Origin of the sequence: Paenibacillus thermotolerans (assembly GCF_028745515.1) — a bacterium.
GTDB lineage: Bacteria > Bacillota > Bacilli > Paenibacillales > YIM-B00363 > Paenibacillus_AE > Paenibacillus_AE thermotolerans.
This window is the reverse complement of record NZ_JAQZSG010000063.1, coordinates 1-15,287: the sequence shown is the minus strand read 5'-3', so window position 1 is coordinate 15,287 and position 15,287 is coordinate 1. Positions and strand designations below refer to the sequence as shown.

Below are 15,287 nucleotides of genomic sequence, written 5' to 3'. Positions count from 1 at the left end.
GTGGTGTGAGAGGTCAGGGGCTAGCCGCCCCTATCTACTCGATTCTTGTATTTCTCCACGTACTCCCGCGCAAGAATCGCCATCAAAATCGAGTCGTGGTATTCGTAATTGTAATACAACGCCTCGCGCTGCCGTCCTTCCACCTTAAAGCCGACCTTCTCGTACGCGCGGACCGCTCTTTCGTTGTAGGAAAACACGTTCAGCTCGACGCGGTGGAGCTGAAGCACGCCGAAAGCGTAATCGAGCAGTAGCCGCATCGCCTCGGAGCCATAGCCGAAGCCTTGGTGGCGCTCTTCGTAAAGAGCGATCCGGATGTTCGCATTCCGGTTCGTCGGATCGATATCTTGAACGGCAATATCGCCGATCGTCTCATCCGTCTCTTGCAGCGTAATCAAAAGATGCACGCGGCTTGAATTGGAAGAGGAAGATTCCAAATACCGTTCAATCTGCTCCTCCGTGTAAATTTTTTGCGTGCCGGTCAATCGCCGGCCCAGCGGCTCGTAAAGCGAACGGTAGTAGTAAGACGCGTCTTCTTTTTCGATCGGGCGCAAGTATACCTTTGTGCCCTCTAAAAATTTAGGATATTTGCTTTGTTGCATCGTAACCGAATCCTTTCTTTCTCTAACCTTTTATTTCTAAATATTTGCCGAAAACTATATTACTCTGTAAAATGTCACTCATAAAGGTCCACTTATGTAATGAAATGATTGGCCCACTTTATTAGCGGAATGTGATGCAGGATGGATATATACATCCCTTTCGAATCGGAATATCAAAAGCGGCCGCTGAAATATATCGCATTGTACAATGCGCTGCGCAGAAGCATTCTTCAAGGCGATTTGCCGGCGGGGATGAAGCTTGCCTCCACAAGGGAGCTTGCCTCGCAGTACGGGCTGTCGCGGGGGACGGTCCGCCAAGTGTACGAAATGCTTGCGGCCGACGGCTATATCGATAGCGCAATCGGCAGCGGCACATATGTCGCCGCCGTGACGGAGACGATTCCGCCGAAAGCGCCGGACGAGCGGGAAGCGCCGTTATCGGCTTGGGGCAATAGGCTCCCGGGGATCATCGTGAATGAAGCGAGACGAAGCGACGCGGTGTGCGATTTCGTAACCGGCATTCCGGATCTTGCGGCGTTCCCGGAGAAGGCATGGCGAAAATCGGTGAGGCTCGCGGCGGAGCAGCTCGATTATTTAAAGCTCCGCACCCGGCCCGATCCGCGGGGTCTTCCTGCGCTCCGGGAAGCGGTAAAAAGCTATTTGAAGCGCACGCGGGGGATCGACGTATCGACGGACGATCTGTTCATTATGAACGGCTCGATCCACTCGGTGTCGCTGCTTGCTCATTTGTTGGCCGATCCGGGGGATAAAGTGCTGCTGCAGGACCCCGCCTGGCATGTAAACCGGTTTGCGGTGAAGGCGGTCGGCGCCGTGCCGCTCGTGCTCTCCGAGCAAGCGCTGCGGGAAGAGGACGTGCGGCTCGCTTTCGTCAGTCCGACGAACCAGTATCCGACCGGGCGGGTCATGCCTTTGGAGGAACGGCTGCGGCTGCTGAGATGGGCGCAGGAGCGGGATGCGATTATCGTCGAAGAGGATATCGACAGCGAATTCCGAATGACGAGCGCCTCGATCGAGCCGCTGAAGGCGCTGGACAGCAGCGAGCGGGTCGTCTATTTGGGCTCGTTCTACAGCACGCTCCTCCCGGCGCTTCGGATCGGCTATGCGGTCGTGCCGAAGCATTTGAACGTTTCGTTCCTGAAGGCGAAGCACATATTCGAGCCGTTCCCCACCTCGCTGCTGGAGCAGATGGCGATCGCCGAGTTTATGAAGTCCGGAGCATTTTATACGCACATCAAGAAGCTTCGCAGAAGGTATGCCCATAAGCGAAGGCTGCTCCAGTCTCTGTTCCAGTCGCTGCTGTCGGATGCGTTCGCTCTGGAACAAGGAGAAACCGGGCTTCATCTCCTTGCATGGTGGAAGGGAACGGAGGAACAATACGTTAAGTTTCGGGAGCGCTGCGGGGAGCAAGGCATCCACTGGGAGGAGGCGGCCGATTTTTATCAGCAGTCACTGTCGTCGCCGGGAGTATTGTTCGGCTTTACGCACATTGCCGAGCCGCAAATGGAGGCGGCGGTTCGCCGAATGCGCGAGCTGCTGCAGCCTCCGCCTGTTTCCGAGCTTGCTTGATTTCCGTTCGCGTTGTCTCTACAATGGTCACAAAGATGGAGGTGCTTTTATGAAGGTGGAAATTTGGTCCGATTTCGGATGCCCCTTTTGTTATATCGGCAAGCGCCGCTTCGAAGCCGCGCTGCAAAGCTTTTCAAATAAACAGGACGTAGAGGTCGTATTCCGCAGCTTCGAGCTGGACCCCGGCGCCAAGAAAGATTACGGGCACGATGTGCACGACCTGCTGGCGTCGAAGTACGGCATGAGCCGCGACCAGGCGAAGGGAATGAACGACAATGTCACTGCGCAGGCGAAAGAGGTCGGACTGACGTACAACATGGATACGGTCGTCCCGACCAACAGCTTCGACGCGCACCGGTTGGCTCACTTCGCCGGGCGGCAGGGCATGATGTACGAAATGACAGAGCGTCTGTTCAAAGCGTATTTTACCGATTCGAAGCATATCGGCGACCGTGAAACGCTGGCGAATTTGGCCGAGGAGGTCGGGCTCGACCGCGAGCAGGTTGCAGCGATGCTGGAGGGAGAGCAATTTTCGCAGGAGGTTCGCGTGGACGAGGAAGAAGCGATGCGGTTAGGCGTGCGGGGCGTCCCGTTCTTCGTCATCGACCGCAAGTACGGCGTATCCGGCGCGCAGCCTGCGGAGGTATTCCTTGGCGCCTTGGAGAAGGCGTGGGAAGAGAGCCGTCCTCCGCTGACCGTCCTTAACGACGCGAGTGCGGCCGGCAGCGATGACGCGGCATGCGCGGACGGCGTATGCGCCCCTTCGAAACGGCCGGAAACAAAATAATAAAAACAGCAGCCCCGAACGACGGTCGCTTCATCGTTCGGGGCTTTTTGGTATCGCGAGATGTTGGAGCCTATCTCAACACGACTCTGAACGTTTTCCTTTTTCCCGACTTACCGATCTTTACTACAGTAGGATAGCGGCGGACGTTTACAATATCGGTGACGCCTTTGCGGTTCTTTTTGACCGTGAACCCTAGAATCAGGCCGCGCAGCGTATAGGGGTTTCGGAACAACGGGGACGAGACGAAGTTGCCGAGCGAATACGCCGCCAACCGTTTCCTCGCGACGCCGAGGCGATCCTTCACCTTCGCGAAAGCGACCGGCTGTACCACGTGCGGGTGTGCGCCTATTACCGCGTTCGCCCCGTGCTTGAACAGCAGCCGCACGAGCCGCTTTTGCCGCACGTTCGGAACATGCACATATTCCTGCCCGAAATGAAGGCAAACGATAATAAGATCGGCGCGCTTTCTCAGCCGGCCGAGATCCGCGAGCATCCTCCGTTCGCCGATCCGGTTCACGAGCCACGGTTTGGGCGGCGGGATGCGGTTTGTCCCGATCGTGTACGCCAAAATGCCGACCTTGATCCCCTTGACCCGAACGACGAGCAGCTTCCGGGACTCCTTCAAGGAACGCGAAGTGCCGGTATGCCGCAAACGGTTTTTGTCGAGCACCTTCAATGTCCGCCTCAGCCCGGCCGCTCCGCAGTCCATAGAGTGGTTGTTCGCCGTAGTCAATACGTCAAACCCCGCCTTCTTTAACACAGGCGCCAGCGCATCCGGACAGTTAAACAAAGGGCAGCGCGTTTTTTTGCTCCTTCGTTCGTACCGGTGCTTGCGCCCGGCTAATTTCCGCCCGGAGAAAGTCGTCTCCAGATTTCCAATCGCAAGATCGTGCTTGCGGATGATTCGGGATACTCCATGAAAAACGGGAGCAAACGAATACCCGCCTTTGGACGTTCGTGCCGAATCGATGATCGAGCCTTTCATCAAAATGTCTCCGACCGCGGCAATCGTTATGTTCGTCACTCAACCGCCTCCCGGCATTTTTGGTATTACAGTATTCTGGGGCCGGGAGGTTGGCATAAAAATGGACTTCTACCCTTTAAACCACACGTTCTTGAAATCGATCAGCCCCAGCGAGTTGAACCGTACGCCGCCGATTCTGGGGTTGAAATACGACTCGGTCATGAAATGGAACAAAAATACGATGGAATGGTTTTCTTGAACGAGGCCGGACAGCTTCCTAATCCACTTCCAACGGCCGGCTTGGGTTTCTTCGGCAAACATGCGGCGGACGTACTCTTTTCCAAGCCGTTTCGTGCTTTCCTCCAGCAAATGAAAGCCGATCGCGCTGCCTTCCGAATAAATAAAGTCCAAAAACGTCAGCTCTTCATCCTCAAACACGACGTTCTGCAGCGTCATGTGCGCGGTTGCGGCTTGGCCGGCGAAATCCGTTTCCGCATAGCTTCGGTGTATAAGCTCTATCCGAATTCCGTAGCTCGCGCAAGCGTCGCGGACCCGTTCCGCATCTAATTTGCAGGAGCTCGAGCCCGTCGTCTGCAGCGTGACCGCGCTTCCGTCATAGCCGGCTTCCTTAAGCAGCTCCCGGATGAGACGATCCCTTTGCTCTTTGGAGAGGGCCGTTGCACGGTCGGGGCGCGTGCTGCACTCCGGCGTAAAGCCGTATGCCGCCGTAAACCGGTCGTCGTACTGCGCGGCCAGCATGGCTTCCTTGTCGATCGCCTCGGCAACCGCCCTGCGGAAAGAGGGATGCTGCTGTGGGCCCGGGAGTCTGAAATTAAACGTCAGCAGCCGGCAGCATACCCAATCGTTCCGGATCCGTTGAAAGCTCGTATTCTCCGGGGCCGGCTCCGGAGCCTTGTCGATCAAATCCCAGCTGAATCCCGATTCGCTGACCGCCGGGACGAAATGCAGCTCAACCCGGTCCAGATGCGCTCTGCCCCCGTAATAAGCGGGGAATGCGTCCAGGACGCACAAGGCGGGCGTTCGTTTGAAAAGCTGGAACGGGCCGGTTCCGACCGGAAGCTCAAAGAAGCTGTCTCCTTGCGCTTCGGCAAGCTCCTTCGGCAAAATCGAGGTGGAGTCGAAGGAAACCATGCGCGGGAACCACACGCACGGCTCGTGCAGCTCGAACGAGACGGTTCGGCAGTCCGGAGCGGCAACCCGCTTGATGATGAAATAATTGTGGTGGCTTTGCAGCCGCTCGAACGTATACAGCACGTCGTCCGCCGTCATCTCCCGGCGGTGATGAAAAAGCACGCCTTTGCGGAGATAGAAGGTCCATTCCGTTCGCTCCTCGTTCGATTCCCAATGATGCGCGAGCTTCGGGACGAGCGTTTCGTGATCGAAGTCGTAGCCGACCAGCGTGTCGAACAGCTGCCGGACCAAGTGCCCTTCGCCTACGTAATGCACTTTGGACGGATCGAGGGAACCGACGTAATACGCCGCCGGCACGCGAAGCGATTCCAACCGCCGTTCGGATTCCCCTTGCCTCCGATAGCCGAAAAAATCCGTTAGCCAGTCGGAAAACCGGGTCATATCGTCTTTATTCCGGCTGCGCAGCTGGATGAGCTGCAGCGCCTCCCTGACATTCCCTTGGTCGACATGGCGCTTGGCGACGTCCAGCAGCCGCTGCTCGCGGTCCGCGCGAAGCGTAATGCTGGACTTGTTTCCTCTCCCTCTGCCCGGGTGCCATTCGACCCACTGCAGCTCCTCCATTCTTCGCAGCACGAGTTTGGCGTTCCGCTGCGTGCAGTCGAATACGGAAGCAAGCTCTTCGACCGTATACGGTACGGCTTTGCCGTATGTCTGTTCTCCCAAAGCATCGCATAGATTGATATAATGAAGCTCCAGCTGCACGGTACATGCCTCCGACTGATAAAAGATGAATATGGTATGATTTTTTTTGTGTTTTACTTCCCCTTTTTGTCAGATTACTATGAGGAGGCGGGCGGCGCAAGAAAAAAATCGCTGGCGCTGTCCGCAGCTGCAACCTTATGCGAGCTTGTCCCGTTAGATAATATTGGTAAATGGGGACCGGCCGCGACTAAGGTCCAGTTCTCTCTGCGCCTTGCGATTGATTGCGTGACGAAGGTAATAAGGTTACTCTATTACTAGATATTGTTAGTTGCGGCCGGAGACATATGAGAGAGAGAGTAGGCTATCGGAATGGAATTGGAATTGTTGATTGAAGATTACGGATACGCGGCGTTATTTTTTTCTTTGTGCCTCGGACTGTTCGGTTTTCCGATGCCGAATGAAGCGATTGTGATGACCAGCGGAGCGGTAACGTCATCGGGGCTGCTGCTGCCGTTGCCGGCGTTTGCAATGACGTATTTGGGCGTATGCTCCGGACTGACGTTCGGATTCGCAATCGGGCGCATCTTCGGACTCCCGCTGCTAATGAAGCTGAAAAAAATGCGCGGTTTCGAGCAAGGCCTCGAGCGGACCGAGCGGCTCATTCATAAATACGGCAGCTATGCGCTGGTGTTCGGATATTTTATTCCGTTCGTAAGGCACATCATGCCGTATGTCGTGTCCTCGAACCGGATGAGCTATATTCGGTTCGCTCCGTTTGCTTATACGGGAGGTCTGCTTTGGACGTCGGTATATTTTCTTGCCGGCCGGGCCGTAACGGCTGCGGTATAACATAAAGGAGGAACGGTATGGACACAGCGTTCGGACGATGCGCTTGGACGACGGCGGATCCGTTATATATTCATTACCACGATCATGAATGGGGCGTGCCGGTGTACGACGACCGCCTCTTATTCGAATATTTGGTGCTGGAAGGCGCGCAAGCCGGACTTAGCTGGATTACGGTACTGAAGAAAAGAGAGCATTACCGGGAAGCGTTCGACAACTTCGATCTTGAAAAGGTAGCCGCCTACGACGATACGAAAATCGAATCGCTGCTGCAAAATCCGGGCATTATCCGCAACCGGCTGAAAATCAATTCGGCGGTGACCAATGCGCGGCAGGTGCTGCGGGTGCAGGAGGAGTACGGCAGCTTCCGCGACTATATTTGGTCGTTCGTCGGAGGGAAGCCGATCGTCAACCGCTGGGAAACGATCAAGCACGTGCCGGCTAAGACGGCGGAGTCCGACGCGATGAGCAAGGCGCTCTCCAAACGCGGCTTCAAATTCGTCGGCTCCACGATCTGCTATGCGTATATGCAGGCGACGGGCATGGTGATGGATCATACGCTGGATTGCTTCCGTCACGCCGAATGCGCGGCAAGAAGTTCAGCCGTAACGCTCTACTCGTTACGGAAGTCGTAGCGGTCTTTATTTTCCTCGATCCGCTTTCGATAGCCGCTCGGCGAGATGCCGTAGAACGACGTAAATCGCTCCGTAAAATAAAACGGGCTTTGAAAGCCGACATCCCCGGCAATCTCCGCAATCCTTCGATCGGTGAATTCGAGCAGCTTGGCGGCTTGGCGAAGCCGCAGCGCCGTCAGCGCCTCCATCACCGATTGTCCCGTCTGCTCCTTGAACAAATGCGACAGACGGGAAACGGAAAGTCCGGCTTGACGGGCCAGCTGCTCGATGTGCAGCGGCTCGGCCATCCGCTCGGCCATCCGGTGCAGCGTTTCGCTCACGCGGGAGTCGAGCTTTCGTCCGTTGAACGTTGCGCTTTTGCCGGCGAGCAGCAGCATGATTTCCGTCAGCGCCTGCGATGCAAGCTCCGCCGCGAACGGCTCCGCTCCGCGGCTGTCCGCGATCATACGCTGGAACGCGCCGGAAACCCGCTCCCCCAAATACGAATCCCCGACATGGATCTTCCAAAGTCCGGGCGCCGGTTCGGGCAGCTGCAGCTTTGCCAGCATCGATTGAGACAGGCTGCAATGGACCCAGTCGAACTCCCATAGCTGTCCCGGCGCGGTAGCGTAATCATGCGGCGCTCCGGGCTGAAGCACGAGAAGATCTCCCGGATCGGCATGAAACGACTTGCCGTGCAGACGGTAAACGCCTTGACCCGCGGATGTATAAGTCATCAGCCAGTCGTTCGTTCCATGCTCCCTGATAACGCGGTAATGATCCGACTGCAGGAAGCGGCCGCATATAAAAACGGCGGACGCAGCAGTATTGTTAAGGTTTTCAGCCATTGTGCCGATTCCCCTCCCCCTTGCTACAATTTACAATAACAGCGAGGAATATGGAAAGAGGTAGCATGCGAAGGGGGAAGAGAAGCATGACGGCTGCAGCACACCGAACGTCGCAGGAGGAAATAAGCTTTTTTAAGCGGGAAGGATACCTTCTGAAGAAAGGCTTGTTCGAGGAGCGGGAAATTGAAGAATTGAAAGCTTTATTTATGGAAATGCACGCCCAAGGGCCTGTTCCGGGATATTTTCATCCGGTGTCCGAAGAGGAGGCCGGCGGCGACATCTTAAGAATGTATCCGCGGGTGATGCATCCGCACCGGTTCAACGGCACGGCGATGCGGTATATGATTCATCCTCCCGTTATGGACGCGCTGGAAGGGCTGTTCGGGGAACAACCGCTGGCCGCCCAAAGCATGTTTTATTTTAAGCCTCCCGGAGCCAAAGGTCAGGCGCTGCATCAGGACAACTTTTATTTGAAGGTGGAGCCCGGCACTTGCATTGCGGCATGGGTGGCCGTCGATCGGGCGGATGAGGAGAACGGTACGTTGTTCGTCGTGCCCAAGACGCAGGAGGAAGCGATTCAGTGCCCGAAGGAAGCCGATCCCGAAGTGTCGTTCACGAGAGACGAGGTGACCGTTCCGGAAGGGCTGAAGCCGATTCCGGTCATTTTGGAGCCCGGGGACGTGCTGTTTTTCAACGGTAGCATGATCCACGGCTCGTACCCGAACCGGTCGAACGACCGATTCCGCCGGGCGTTCATATGCCATTATACAGGCGTGTCGGCGACGAAGATCGGACAGTTCTACCAGCCGATGTACCGCGCGGACGGAACGCCGGTCATGATCGATACGAATACCGATTCCGGACCGTGCGGTACGGAATTTGCAGCAGCGGCCCAGCCGCATTGACGGCCCGGGCTTTTTTTTATTGGTACCTGATATTCTTTCTTGATACTATGAAGGCATGACTAGAGCCCGGAGGGAATCGTCTTGCCTAATCGTCTAATCCAAACCGTCCATTCCTACGCAACGATCGGCATGCTGCTTTGGCTGTGTTTCTGGTTCATTCCAGATTATGACCAAACGGAGCGGATCATTTTGTTCGCCGTTTTTGTAGTGGTGCCGTTAACTTTATTTCGCATATTCGAGTCTGCGGCCGAAAAGCCCGCAGCCTTTCTGAAACTATTCGTCTATGCGATCCCGGCGGGAGCAGCCGCATTGGCGGCGTCGTTTCTCCTATCGCCGGGAGCCGTCTCGGGCTTGCTCTCCGTTCCTTGGGGAATCGCGACCGTACTGATCGCATTATCGGGTGCCGGCATGCTCGCAAAAAGCACCTCCGGCTTAGCGAGCGTGTCGAAGGCAATCGGCTTTATGTACATCGTTGTAGGCGGCATTTGGCTCGTTGCGCATCAGTTCGGCGTTCCGCTGTTAGGATTTAAAGGGCACATCATGCTGCTGACGGTCAACCATTTTCATTATGCCGGATTTGCAGCGCCGGTGTTGTTCGGTTTTTTGCATGAATATGTAAATAAAAGGTTCCTGTCAGGCGCGGTTGTCATCCTCGGCGGGACCGCCCCCATTCTCATTGCGTTAGGTATGACCTATTCTCCGGTGATTGAATGGCTGTCCGTCGTCGTGTTCGCCTTTTCGCTGATCCTGTACAGTATTCTCGTGTTTTCTTATGTCGTCCCCAAAGCAACCGGATGGACAAGAGGATTTCACATCGTATCAAGCGGGGTTATTTGGGTTACGATGGCATTGGCCGTCGCCTATGGGTACGGACAATGGACAGGGAGCCCGACCGTCCCGATTTCGACGATGATATGGTTTCATGGCTGGGGGAATGCGGTTCTATTTTCCTTCACCGGGATGTTGGCTTGGCATGCGACCTTGATGGATGAGGCTGCGGGCGGAATTCCGTTCAGCCGAATACAGGGCAAGGGGAGGATCGGGGCCGATGTCTTCACGAATTTGGCGGTTCTCGATCCTGCACCCAAGCGGAGGCCTACCGGGCTAATCGATGACATGACGGTTTATCGAAGCGAGCATTTTCATCCGGAGCGGCTGGACCAAGATATCATAGATTTCTATGAGCGCACTGACGATTATGAGCTGCGATTGACGCCCTACTGGAGTCAATGGTTCAAGCTGCCGGCAAAGGTCTATAAATGTGTAAGCAACCGGCTGGAGCAAATGAACTTCCCGCTTGAAGCGGAAACGAACGATCTGCAGGTAAGAAGCGTCATTCTCCCGATTGTAAGCGAACGGGACGGCAGAAGCGATGTCCGTGCCTGGGTGCGAACGTATGAACAAAGCCAAAAAGCGATTTATGCGGCGCTATATTCGACGCATGTGTCGGGGGGAACGCACTATATGAACATTGCATTCCCGCTTCCTTTTTCACAAATGACAAGCATTCTCCGATTGCTGCACGGTCCGGACGATACGTTGGCGTTAACCTCATGGCCGACGGAACCATCGGCGGGAGATCAAGGCGTGTATTTGGTGTTTCGACGGAAGGCGATTCGGCTTCCGATTAACGAGACGATAACGGTGCGGAAACATCCGGGATCGTCTGAAGGGTGCATTGAGGCAAAGCACGACATGTGGCTGTTCGGGATGAAATTTCTTACGCTGGATTACTTGATTTATAGAAAAATGAATAAAAAATACGACAACCACAGTTAAATGAATCCGCAGGAAAACGCAACGGCAGTCAAGCGTCGGCTAATGCGGTATGGTACGGTAAAAGCGGAACCATTTTTTGCATAGGAGAGGATGCAGTTGAGGCTGTCCGTATTTACCGTGTCGGTGCCGGATTTAACTCCCGCACAATTGATTGCCGCGGCCAAGGAGGCCGGACTTGACGGAATCGAGTGGCGTTATACGAAGGTGCCGGATTCCGTAAAGCATGAGGCGCCCTCCTTCTGGGGGAACAATCGGTGCACGCTTGATCCGAATTCGGACGAGGCGTATTTTACCGCTTTAGGCGAAGAGGTTCGAAGCAGCGGAATGGCGACGACTGCGCTGGCTCCGTACTTGAGCGCAGGGGATGCGGAGGGTACCGAGCGGGCGATGATTCACGCCAAGGCGATGGGCGCGTCCATGATTCGCGTCGGGGTTCACCGGTACGACCGGAGCCGCAGCTATAACGAGCTGTTTGAATCGCAGCTGCAATATTTGCAGGAGGTACAGCGGCTTTCGCGCCTCTACGGCGTGAAAGGGGTGATCGAGACGCACCACGTAACGATCGCGCCGAGCGCGTCGCTGGCGCACCGGCTTGTCGAATCGTTCGACCCGGATCATGTCGGGGTGCTGTACGATCCGGGCAATATGGTGCACGAGGGCTATGAAAATTTCCGATTGGGCATGGAGCTGCTCGGCCCGTATTTGGCGCACGTGCACGTCAAAAATGCAGGCTGGTTCCGCAATTCGGAAGGCCGATGGGAGTGCCGCTGGCAGCCGTTCGCCGAAGGATGGGTCGATTGGAAGCAGGTGCTGCGCGACTTGAAAGCGGTTCATTACGAGGGCGGTTACGGCGTGGAGGATTTCAGCGGGACGCTGGAAAGCCGCGCGATGCTTGCGCAATTTGCAGACTGGTTCAGAACGCTTAACGATGAGGTATAAGGAGGAGAAGGACATGACGATCGTACGAATCGGAATTATCGGCTTGGGCAATATGGGTTCGGGACATGCGGACTATTTGATCAAGGGCAAAATCGCGGGAGCGAAGCTGACGGCGGTCAGCGACGCCCTCGAGCCGAAACGCGAGTGGGCTTTGGCGAAGCTGGGGGAAGAGGTCGCGTTTTATTCGAGCGCGGAGGAGCTGTTCGCCTCCGGGAAGGTCGACGCGGTCATTATTGCGACGCCGCATTACGATCATCCGACCGTAGCGGTCAAGGCGTTCGAGTACGGCCTGCACGTGCTCGTCGAAAAGCCGGCCGGCGTATACACGAAGCAAGTGCGGCTCATGAACGAGGCGGCTGCGCGGAGCGGGAAAGTATTTTCGATTATGTACAACCAGCGGACGAACCCGATCTATAAGAAGCTGAAGGATTTGATTTCCTCGGGTGAGCTCGGCGAAGTGCGCCGCACGAATTGGATCATTACGAACTGGTACCGGTCGCAAAGCTATTACAATTCCGGAGGCTGGCGCGCCACGTGGGCGGGGGAAGGCGGAGGCGTGCTCGCGAACCAGTCGCCGCACCAGCTCGATTTATGGCAGTGGACGGTCGGCATGATGCCGAAGCGCGTGCGGGCGTTTTGCCAATTCGGCAAGTACCGGGACATCGAGGTCGAGGACGATGTGACCGCCTATGTCGAGTATGTGAACGGCGCGACGGGCGTGTTCGTGACGACGACGGGCGAAGCGCCGGGCACGAACCGGTTCGAGGTGTCCGGGGACCGCGGCAAAATCGTGGTTGAGGACAACAAGCTGACGTTCTGGCGGCTTCGCGTTCCCGAGCCCGAATTTAACCGTACGAATACCGTGGCGTTCGGCGCTCCGGAGTGCTGGAAATGCGACATTCCGATCGAAGGGGGAAGCCCCGAGCATATGGGGATTACCCAAAATTTCGTCGACGGCATTCTGCACGGCAAGCCGCTGATCGCCCCGGGCGAGGAAGGCATCAAAGGGCTGACGCTGTCGAACGCCATGTATTTATCCACTTGGACGGATAATTGGGTCGATCTTCCGATCGATGAAGAACTGTTCTACGAGAAGCTGCAGGAAAAAATCCGCGAATCGAAGGTTAAGAAAGGCGGTACGTCGGAATGAGCCGAAGCGACGGCATGAATTATGCGCCGCAGGGGAAGCCGAAGCCCGTCGTAGAGCGGGGAGAGTTCGTATTTGCCGCGACCGCGCTGGAGCACGGACATATTTACGGCCAGTGCAACGGCTTGATCGAGGCGGGCGGCGTTCTGAAGTGGGTGTGGGACCCGGATCCCGAGAAGGCGGCGCGGTTTGCGGCCGCTTATCCGGGCGTGCGCATCGCCGCGAGCGAGCAGGAGCTGCTGCAGGACGCCGAGGTTCGTTTGGTTGCCGGAGCGGCCGTCCCGTCGGAGCGGTGCGCGTTGGGGCTGCGGGTGATGGATCACGGGAAGGATTACTTTACGGACAAAACGCCCTTTACCACGCTGGAGCAAGTAGAAGCCGCACGGGCGAAGGCTGCCGAGACCGGCAATAAATATATGGTATATTACAGCGAACGGCTGCACGTGGAGAGCGCCGTCTTCGCCGGACAGCTGATAGCGGACGGCGCGATCGGCCGCGTCATCCAAGTGCTCGGCACGGGACCGCACCGGCTGAATGCGCCGAGCCGGCCGGACTGGTTTTTCCGCAAGGAGCAGTACGGCGGCATTTTGTGCGATATCGGGAGCCATCAGATCGAGCAGTTTCTTTTCTTTGCGGGGTGCAAGGATGCAACGGTCACTTCGAGCAAGGTTGCCAACTACAACCATCCGATGTACCCTGAGCTCGAAGATTTCGGCGACGCCACGCTCGTCGGGGATAACGGGGCGACGAACTATTTCCGCGTCGATTGGTTTACCCCGGACGGACTCGGCACGTGGGGCGACGGACGGGCGATTATTCTCGGTACCGAAGGGTACATCGAGCTTCGCAAATATATCGATATCGCAAGGGACCCGAAGGGCGATCATCTGTATTTGGTCAACGGGGACGGCGAGCGCCGCCTGTCCTTGGGGGGGCAAGTCGGCTTCCCGTTCTTCGGGGAGCTCATCCTCGATTGCTTGAACCGGACGGAGCATGCAATGACGCAGGAGCACGCCTTCAAGGCAGGAGAGCTTTGCGTCCGGGCGCAGGCGCAGGCCGTAAAAATCGAATAGGACGCGGGACCGGGACAGTCCTTCCGCTGAGGTTCTCAAAAGCGATATAATAGAGAAAATCGCTAGCTTCAGAGGGGAAGCGTCTTTCGGCCATGGATCGTCCGATCGATTTCACTTTTAGGGATAACCGTCCGGTAACGGCCGAGTTTCATTCCCATTCGCGGTATGAGATCTACTATTTTCACGGGGGCAAGTGCAATTACGTGATCGGCTCCGAGATGTATGTGCTTCATCCGGGGGACTTGATTCTAATGCACGGAATGACCCTCCATCGCCCGAATCCCGATCCGAGAGTTCCTTACATACGGAGCATCGTTCATTTCGATTCCGGCTTTGTGAAGGAATATTTAAATCGGGTGTATTCCGCCGTTCTTTTGAAGCCGTTCGAGGAGCTCGGCAACCACCGGATCCGTCTTGAGGGGGAAGCCCGCGAGGAAGTAGAGTCGCTGCTCGCCGAGATGGACCGCTGGTACCGTCATGACGGCGATTTCGGGTATGAGCGGTTTTTGCTCCGGTTTATCGATCTTCTTTACGCGGTGAGCGGCAATTGCCGGCAGCCGCTTGCGGAAGCGGCCTCGCCGCAGACGGACCCCGAGCGGCACGTGCGGCATGCGATTCGGTACATGGAAAAGCATTACGGGGAGCAGCTGACGATGGACGATTTGGAGCATGAGCTCCACGTCACCAAGCATTATTTGGCTAAAGTGTTCAAAGAGCTGACCGGAAGCACGGTGTTCGGGTATTTGTATAACCGCCGGATCAACGAAGCGAAGCTGCTGTTTACGCTTGGCGGCGCCTTAAGCGTGTCGGAGGTAGGCTATCGGGTCGGGTTTAAGCACTTGTCCCACTTCAGCAGAGTGTTTAAAAAGCTGGCAGGGGTTACGCCCGAAGAGTATAAGAAGCATGCATCGAGAATGCAGGCATAAGGAGATCCCGTCCACCATTTGTTTTTGGCCTTTACTTGTTCGAGCCCCAAAACATGAGCCGCCGGTGCCATAACCAAATATTCGCTTTCATTGTTTGGCGCCGGCTTACTTTCTCATCCGCAAACTCGTCGCTTTCGTTGTCCGGTCCCGGTTCGTTCGGGTTCGTTCCGCTTCTTCGCTTCATAGATGTTGTACGGTCTCCTTCTGCAAAATGCCCGCTTTTACCACGTATGTTGCACATTGGGGGCATTTTCATGCATTCGATGGACCATAGGATGATGACAAGCATTACGGTTTAAGGGTTAATCAGCTCAAGTTACATATACGTCTACGTCGCAAAGCATGCGCCGTTCGCCTCCATTGAGGCGGGCGGCGTTTTTTATGTACGCCCAGCATGGGCGTCATCTCTAGGGTGAAAG

At 56.1% G+C, this 15,287-nt stretch carries 15 protein-coding genes; 10 read left to right on the top strand and 5 right to left on the bottom strand.

Annotated elements, in window-relative coordinates; genetic code table 11:
* Nucleotides 1-20: 20 nt before the first annotated feature.
* Nucleotides 21-599 (bottom strand): GNAT family N-acetyltransferase, encoded by a 579-nt coding sequence (locus tag PT964_RS25580; protein ID WP_274366202.1) that lies wholly within the window; start codon nucleotides 597-599, stop codon nucleotides 21-23.
* Nucleotides 600-740: 141 nt separating this feature from the next.
* On the opposite strand from PT964_RS25580, the gene pdxR reads away from it, so the two are divergent.
* A complete protein-coding gene (gene pdxR / locus PT964_RS25575) occupies nucleotides 741-2,186 on the top strand; it encodes a MocR-like pyridoxine biosynthesis transcription factor PdxR (RefSeq protein WP_274366201.1) in 1,446 nt (481 codons plus the stop codon).
* Between the two features lie 49 nt (nucleotides 2,187-2,235).
* The gene (locus PT964_RS25570; RefSeq protein ID WP_274366200.1) at nucleotides 2,236-2,973 is read left to right on the top strand and encodes a DsbA family oxidoreductase; all 738 of its coding nucleotides are present in this window, start codon (nucleotides 2,236-2,238) and stop codon (nucleotides 2,971-2,973) included.
* Between the two features lie 70 nt (nucleotides 2,974-3,043).
* Here PT964_RS25570 and PT964_RS25565 read toward each other — a convergent pair whose 3' ends face one another.
* Complete coding sequence (locus tag PT964_RS25565; protein WP_274366199.1) at nucleotides 3,044-3,997, bottom strand: CapA family protein; 954 nt, start codon at nucleotides 3,995-3,997, stop codon at nucleotides 3,044-3,046.
* A 69-nt stretch (nucleotides 3,998-4,066) separates the two neighbouring features.
* On the bottom strand, nucleotides 4,067-5,851 hold the full coding sequence (locus PT964_RS25560) for an ABC transporter substrate-binding protein (RefSeq protein WP_274366198.1): 1,785 nt from the start codon (nucleotides 5,849-5,851) through the stop codon (nucleotides 4,067-4,069).
* Between the two features lie 309 nt (nucleotides 5,852-6,160).
* Between PT964_RS25560 and PT964_RS25555 the strand changes: the two genes are divergently transcribed.
* Both PT964_RS25555 and PT964_RS25550 read left to right on the top strand, forming a co-directional pair.
* Entirely contained in the window at nucleotides 6,161-6,640 is a 480-nt protein-coding gene (locus PT964_RS25555) for a DedA family protein (RefSeq protein WP_274366197.1), read from the top strand.
* A gap of 17 nt (nucleotides 6,641-6,657) precedes the next feature.
* A complete protein-coding gene (locus tag PT964_RS25550) occupies nucleotides 6,658-7,272 on the top strand; it encodes a DNA-3-methyladenine glycosylase I (RefSeq protein ID WP_274366196.1) in 615 nt (204 codons plus the stop codon).
* Here the strand turns inward: PT964_RS25550 and PT964_RS25545 are convergent.
* Entirely contained in the window at nucleotides 7,251-8,099 is an 849-nt protein-coding gene (locus PT964_RS25545; protein WP_274366195.1) for a helix-turn-helix domain-containing protein, read from the bottom strand. The genes PT964_RS25550 and PT964_RS25545 overlap by 22 nt on opposite strands.
* Before the next feature lie 86 nt (nucleotides 8,100-8,185).
* Between PT964_RS25545 and PT964_RS25540 the strand changes: the two genes are divergently transcribed.
* The 6 genes from PT964_RS25540 (at nucleotide 8,186) to PT964_RS25515 (ending at nucleotide 14,868) form a co-directional block, all read left to right on the top strand.
* Nucleotides 8,186-9,004 carry a phytanoyl-CoA dioxygenase family protein gene (locus PT964_RS25540; protein WP_274366194.1) on the top strand — a complete coding sequence of 273 codons (819 nt, stop codon included), beginning with the start codon at nucleotides 8,186-8,188 and terminating at the stop codon, nucleotides 9,002-9,004.
* 81 nt (nucleotides 9,005-9,085) lie between these two features.
* Nucleotides 9,086-10,783, top strand: a complete 1,698-nt coding sequence (locus PT964_RS25535) for a YndJ family protein (RefSeq protein ID WP_274366193.1) — start codon at nucleotides 9,086-9,088, stop codon at nucleotides 10,781-10,783.
* Nucleotides 10,784-10,879: 96 nt separating this feature from the next.
* Nucleotides 10,880-11,722, top strand: coding sequence for a sugar phosphate isomerase/epimerase family protein (locus tag PT964_RS25530; protein WP_274366192.1), 843 nt, complete (start codon nucleotides 10,880-10,882; stop codon nucleotides 11,720-11,722).
* Between the two features lie 13 nt (nucleotides 11,723-11,735).
* Nucleotides 11,736-12,872, top strand: coding sequence for a Gfo/Idh/MocA family protein (locus PT964_RS25525; RefSeq protein ID WP_274366191.1), 1,137 nt, complete (start codon nucleotides 11,736-11,738; stop codon nucleotides 12,870-12,872).
* On the top strand, nucleotides 12,869-13,942 hold the full coding sequence (locus PT964_RS25520) for a Gfo/Idh/MocA family protein (RefSeq protein ID WP_274366190.1): 1,074 nt from the start codon (nucleotides 12,869-12,871) through the stop codon (nucleotides 13,940-13,942). Before PT964_RS25525 ends, PT964_RS25520 begins: the two co-directional genes overlap by 4 nt.
* Before the next feature lie 92 nt (nucleotides 13,943-14,034).
* Nucleotides 14,035-14,868 carry an AraC family transcriptional regulator gene (locus PT964_RS25515; protein WP_274366189.1) on the top strand — a complete coding sequence of 278 codons (834 nt, stop codon included), beginning with the start codon at nucleotides 14,035-14,037 and terminating at the stop codon, nucleotides 14,866-14,868.
* A gap of 31 nt (nucleotides 14,869-14,899) precedes the next feature.
* Here the strand turns inward: PT964_RS25515 and PT964_RS25510 are convergent, their stop codons facing one another.
* Nucleotides 14,900-15,052 carry a hypothetical protein gene (locus PT964_RS25510; RefSeq protein WP_274366188.1) on the bottom strand — a complete coding sequence of 51 codons (153 nt, stop codon included), beginning with the start codon at nucleotides 15,050-15,052 and terminating at the stop codon, nucleotides 14,900-14,902.
* Between the last annotated feature and the right edge of the window lie 235 nt (nucleotides 15,053-15,287).

Bases quoted from the DNA above. Each gene is read 5' to 3' on its own strand.
- PT964_RS25510 (WP_274366188.1), bottom strand. From the start codon at position 15,052: ATGAAGCGAAGAAGCGGAACGAACCCGAACGAACCGGGACCGGACAAC.
- PT964_RS25540 (WP_274366194.1), top strand. From the start codon at position 8,186: ATGACGGCTGCAGCACACCGAACGTCGCAGGAGGAAATAAGCTTTTTT.
- PT964_RS25520 (WP_274366190.1), top strand. From the start codon at position 12,869: ATGAGCCGAAGCGACGGCATGAATTATGCGCCGCAGGGGAAGCCGAAG.
- PT964_RS25555 (WP_274366197.1), top strand. From the start codon at position 6,161: ATGGAATTGGAATTGTTGATTGAAGATTACGGATACGCGGCGTTATTT.
- PT964_RS25525 (WP_274366191.1), top strand. From the start codon at position 11,736: ATGACGATCGTACGAATCGGAATTATCGGCTTGGGCAATATGGGTTCG.
- PT964_RS25550 (WP_274366196.1), top strand. From the start codon at position 6,658: ATGGACACAGCGTTCGGACGATGCGCTTGGACGACGGCGGATCCGTTA.
- pdxR (WP_274366201.1), top strand. From the start codon at position 741: ATGGATATATACATCCCTTTCGAATCGGAATATCAAAAGCGGCCGCTG.
- PT964_RS25570 (WP_274366200.1), top strand. From the start codon at position 2,236: ATGAAGGTGGAAATTTGGTCCGATTTCGGATGCCCCTTTTGTTATATC.
- PT964_RS25545 (WP_274366195.1), bottom strand. From the start codon at position 8,099: ATGGCTGAAAACCTTAACAATACTGCTGCGTCCGCCGTTTTTATATGC.
- PT964_RS25580 (WP_274366202.1), bottom strand. From the start codon at position 599: ATGCAACAAAGCAAATATCCTAAATTTTTAGAGGGCACAAAGGTATAC.
- PT964_RS25515 (WP_274366189.1), top strand. From the start codon at position 14,035: ATGGATCGTCCGATCGATTTCACTTTTAGGGATAACCGTCCGGTAACG.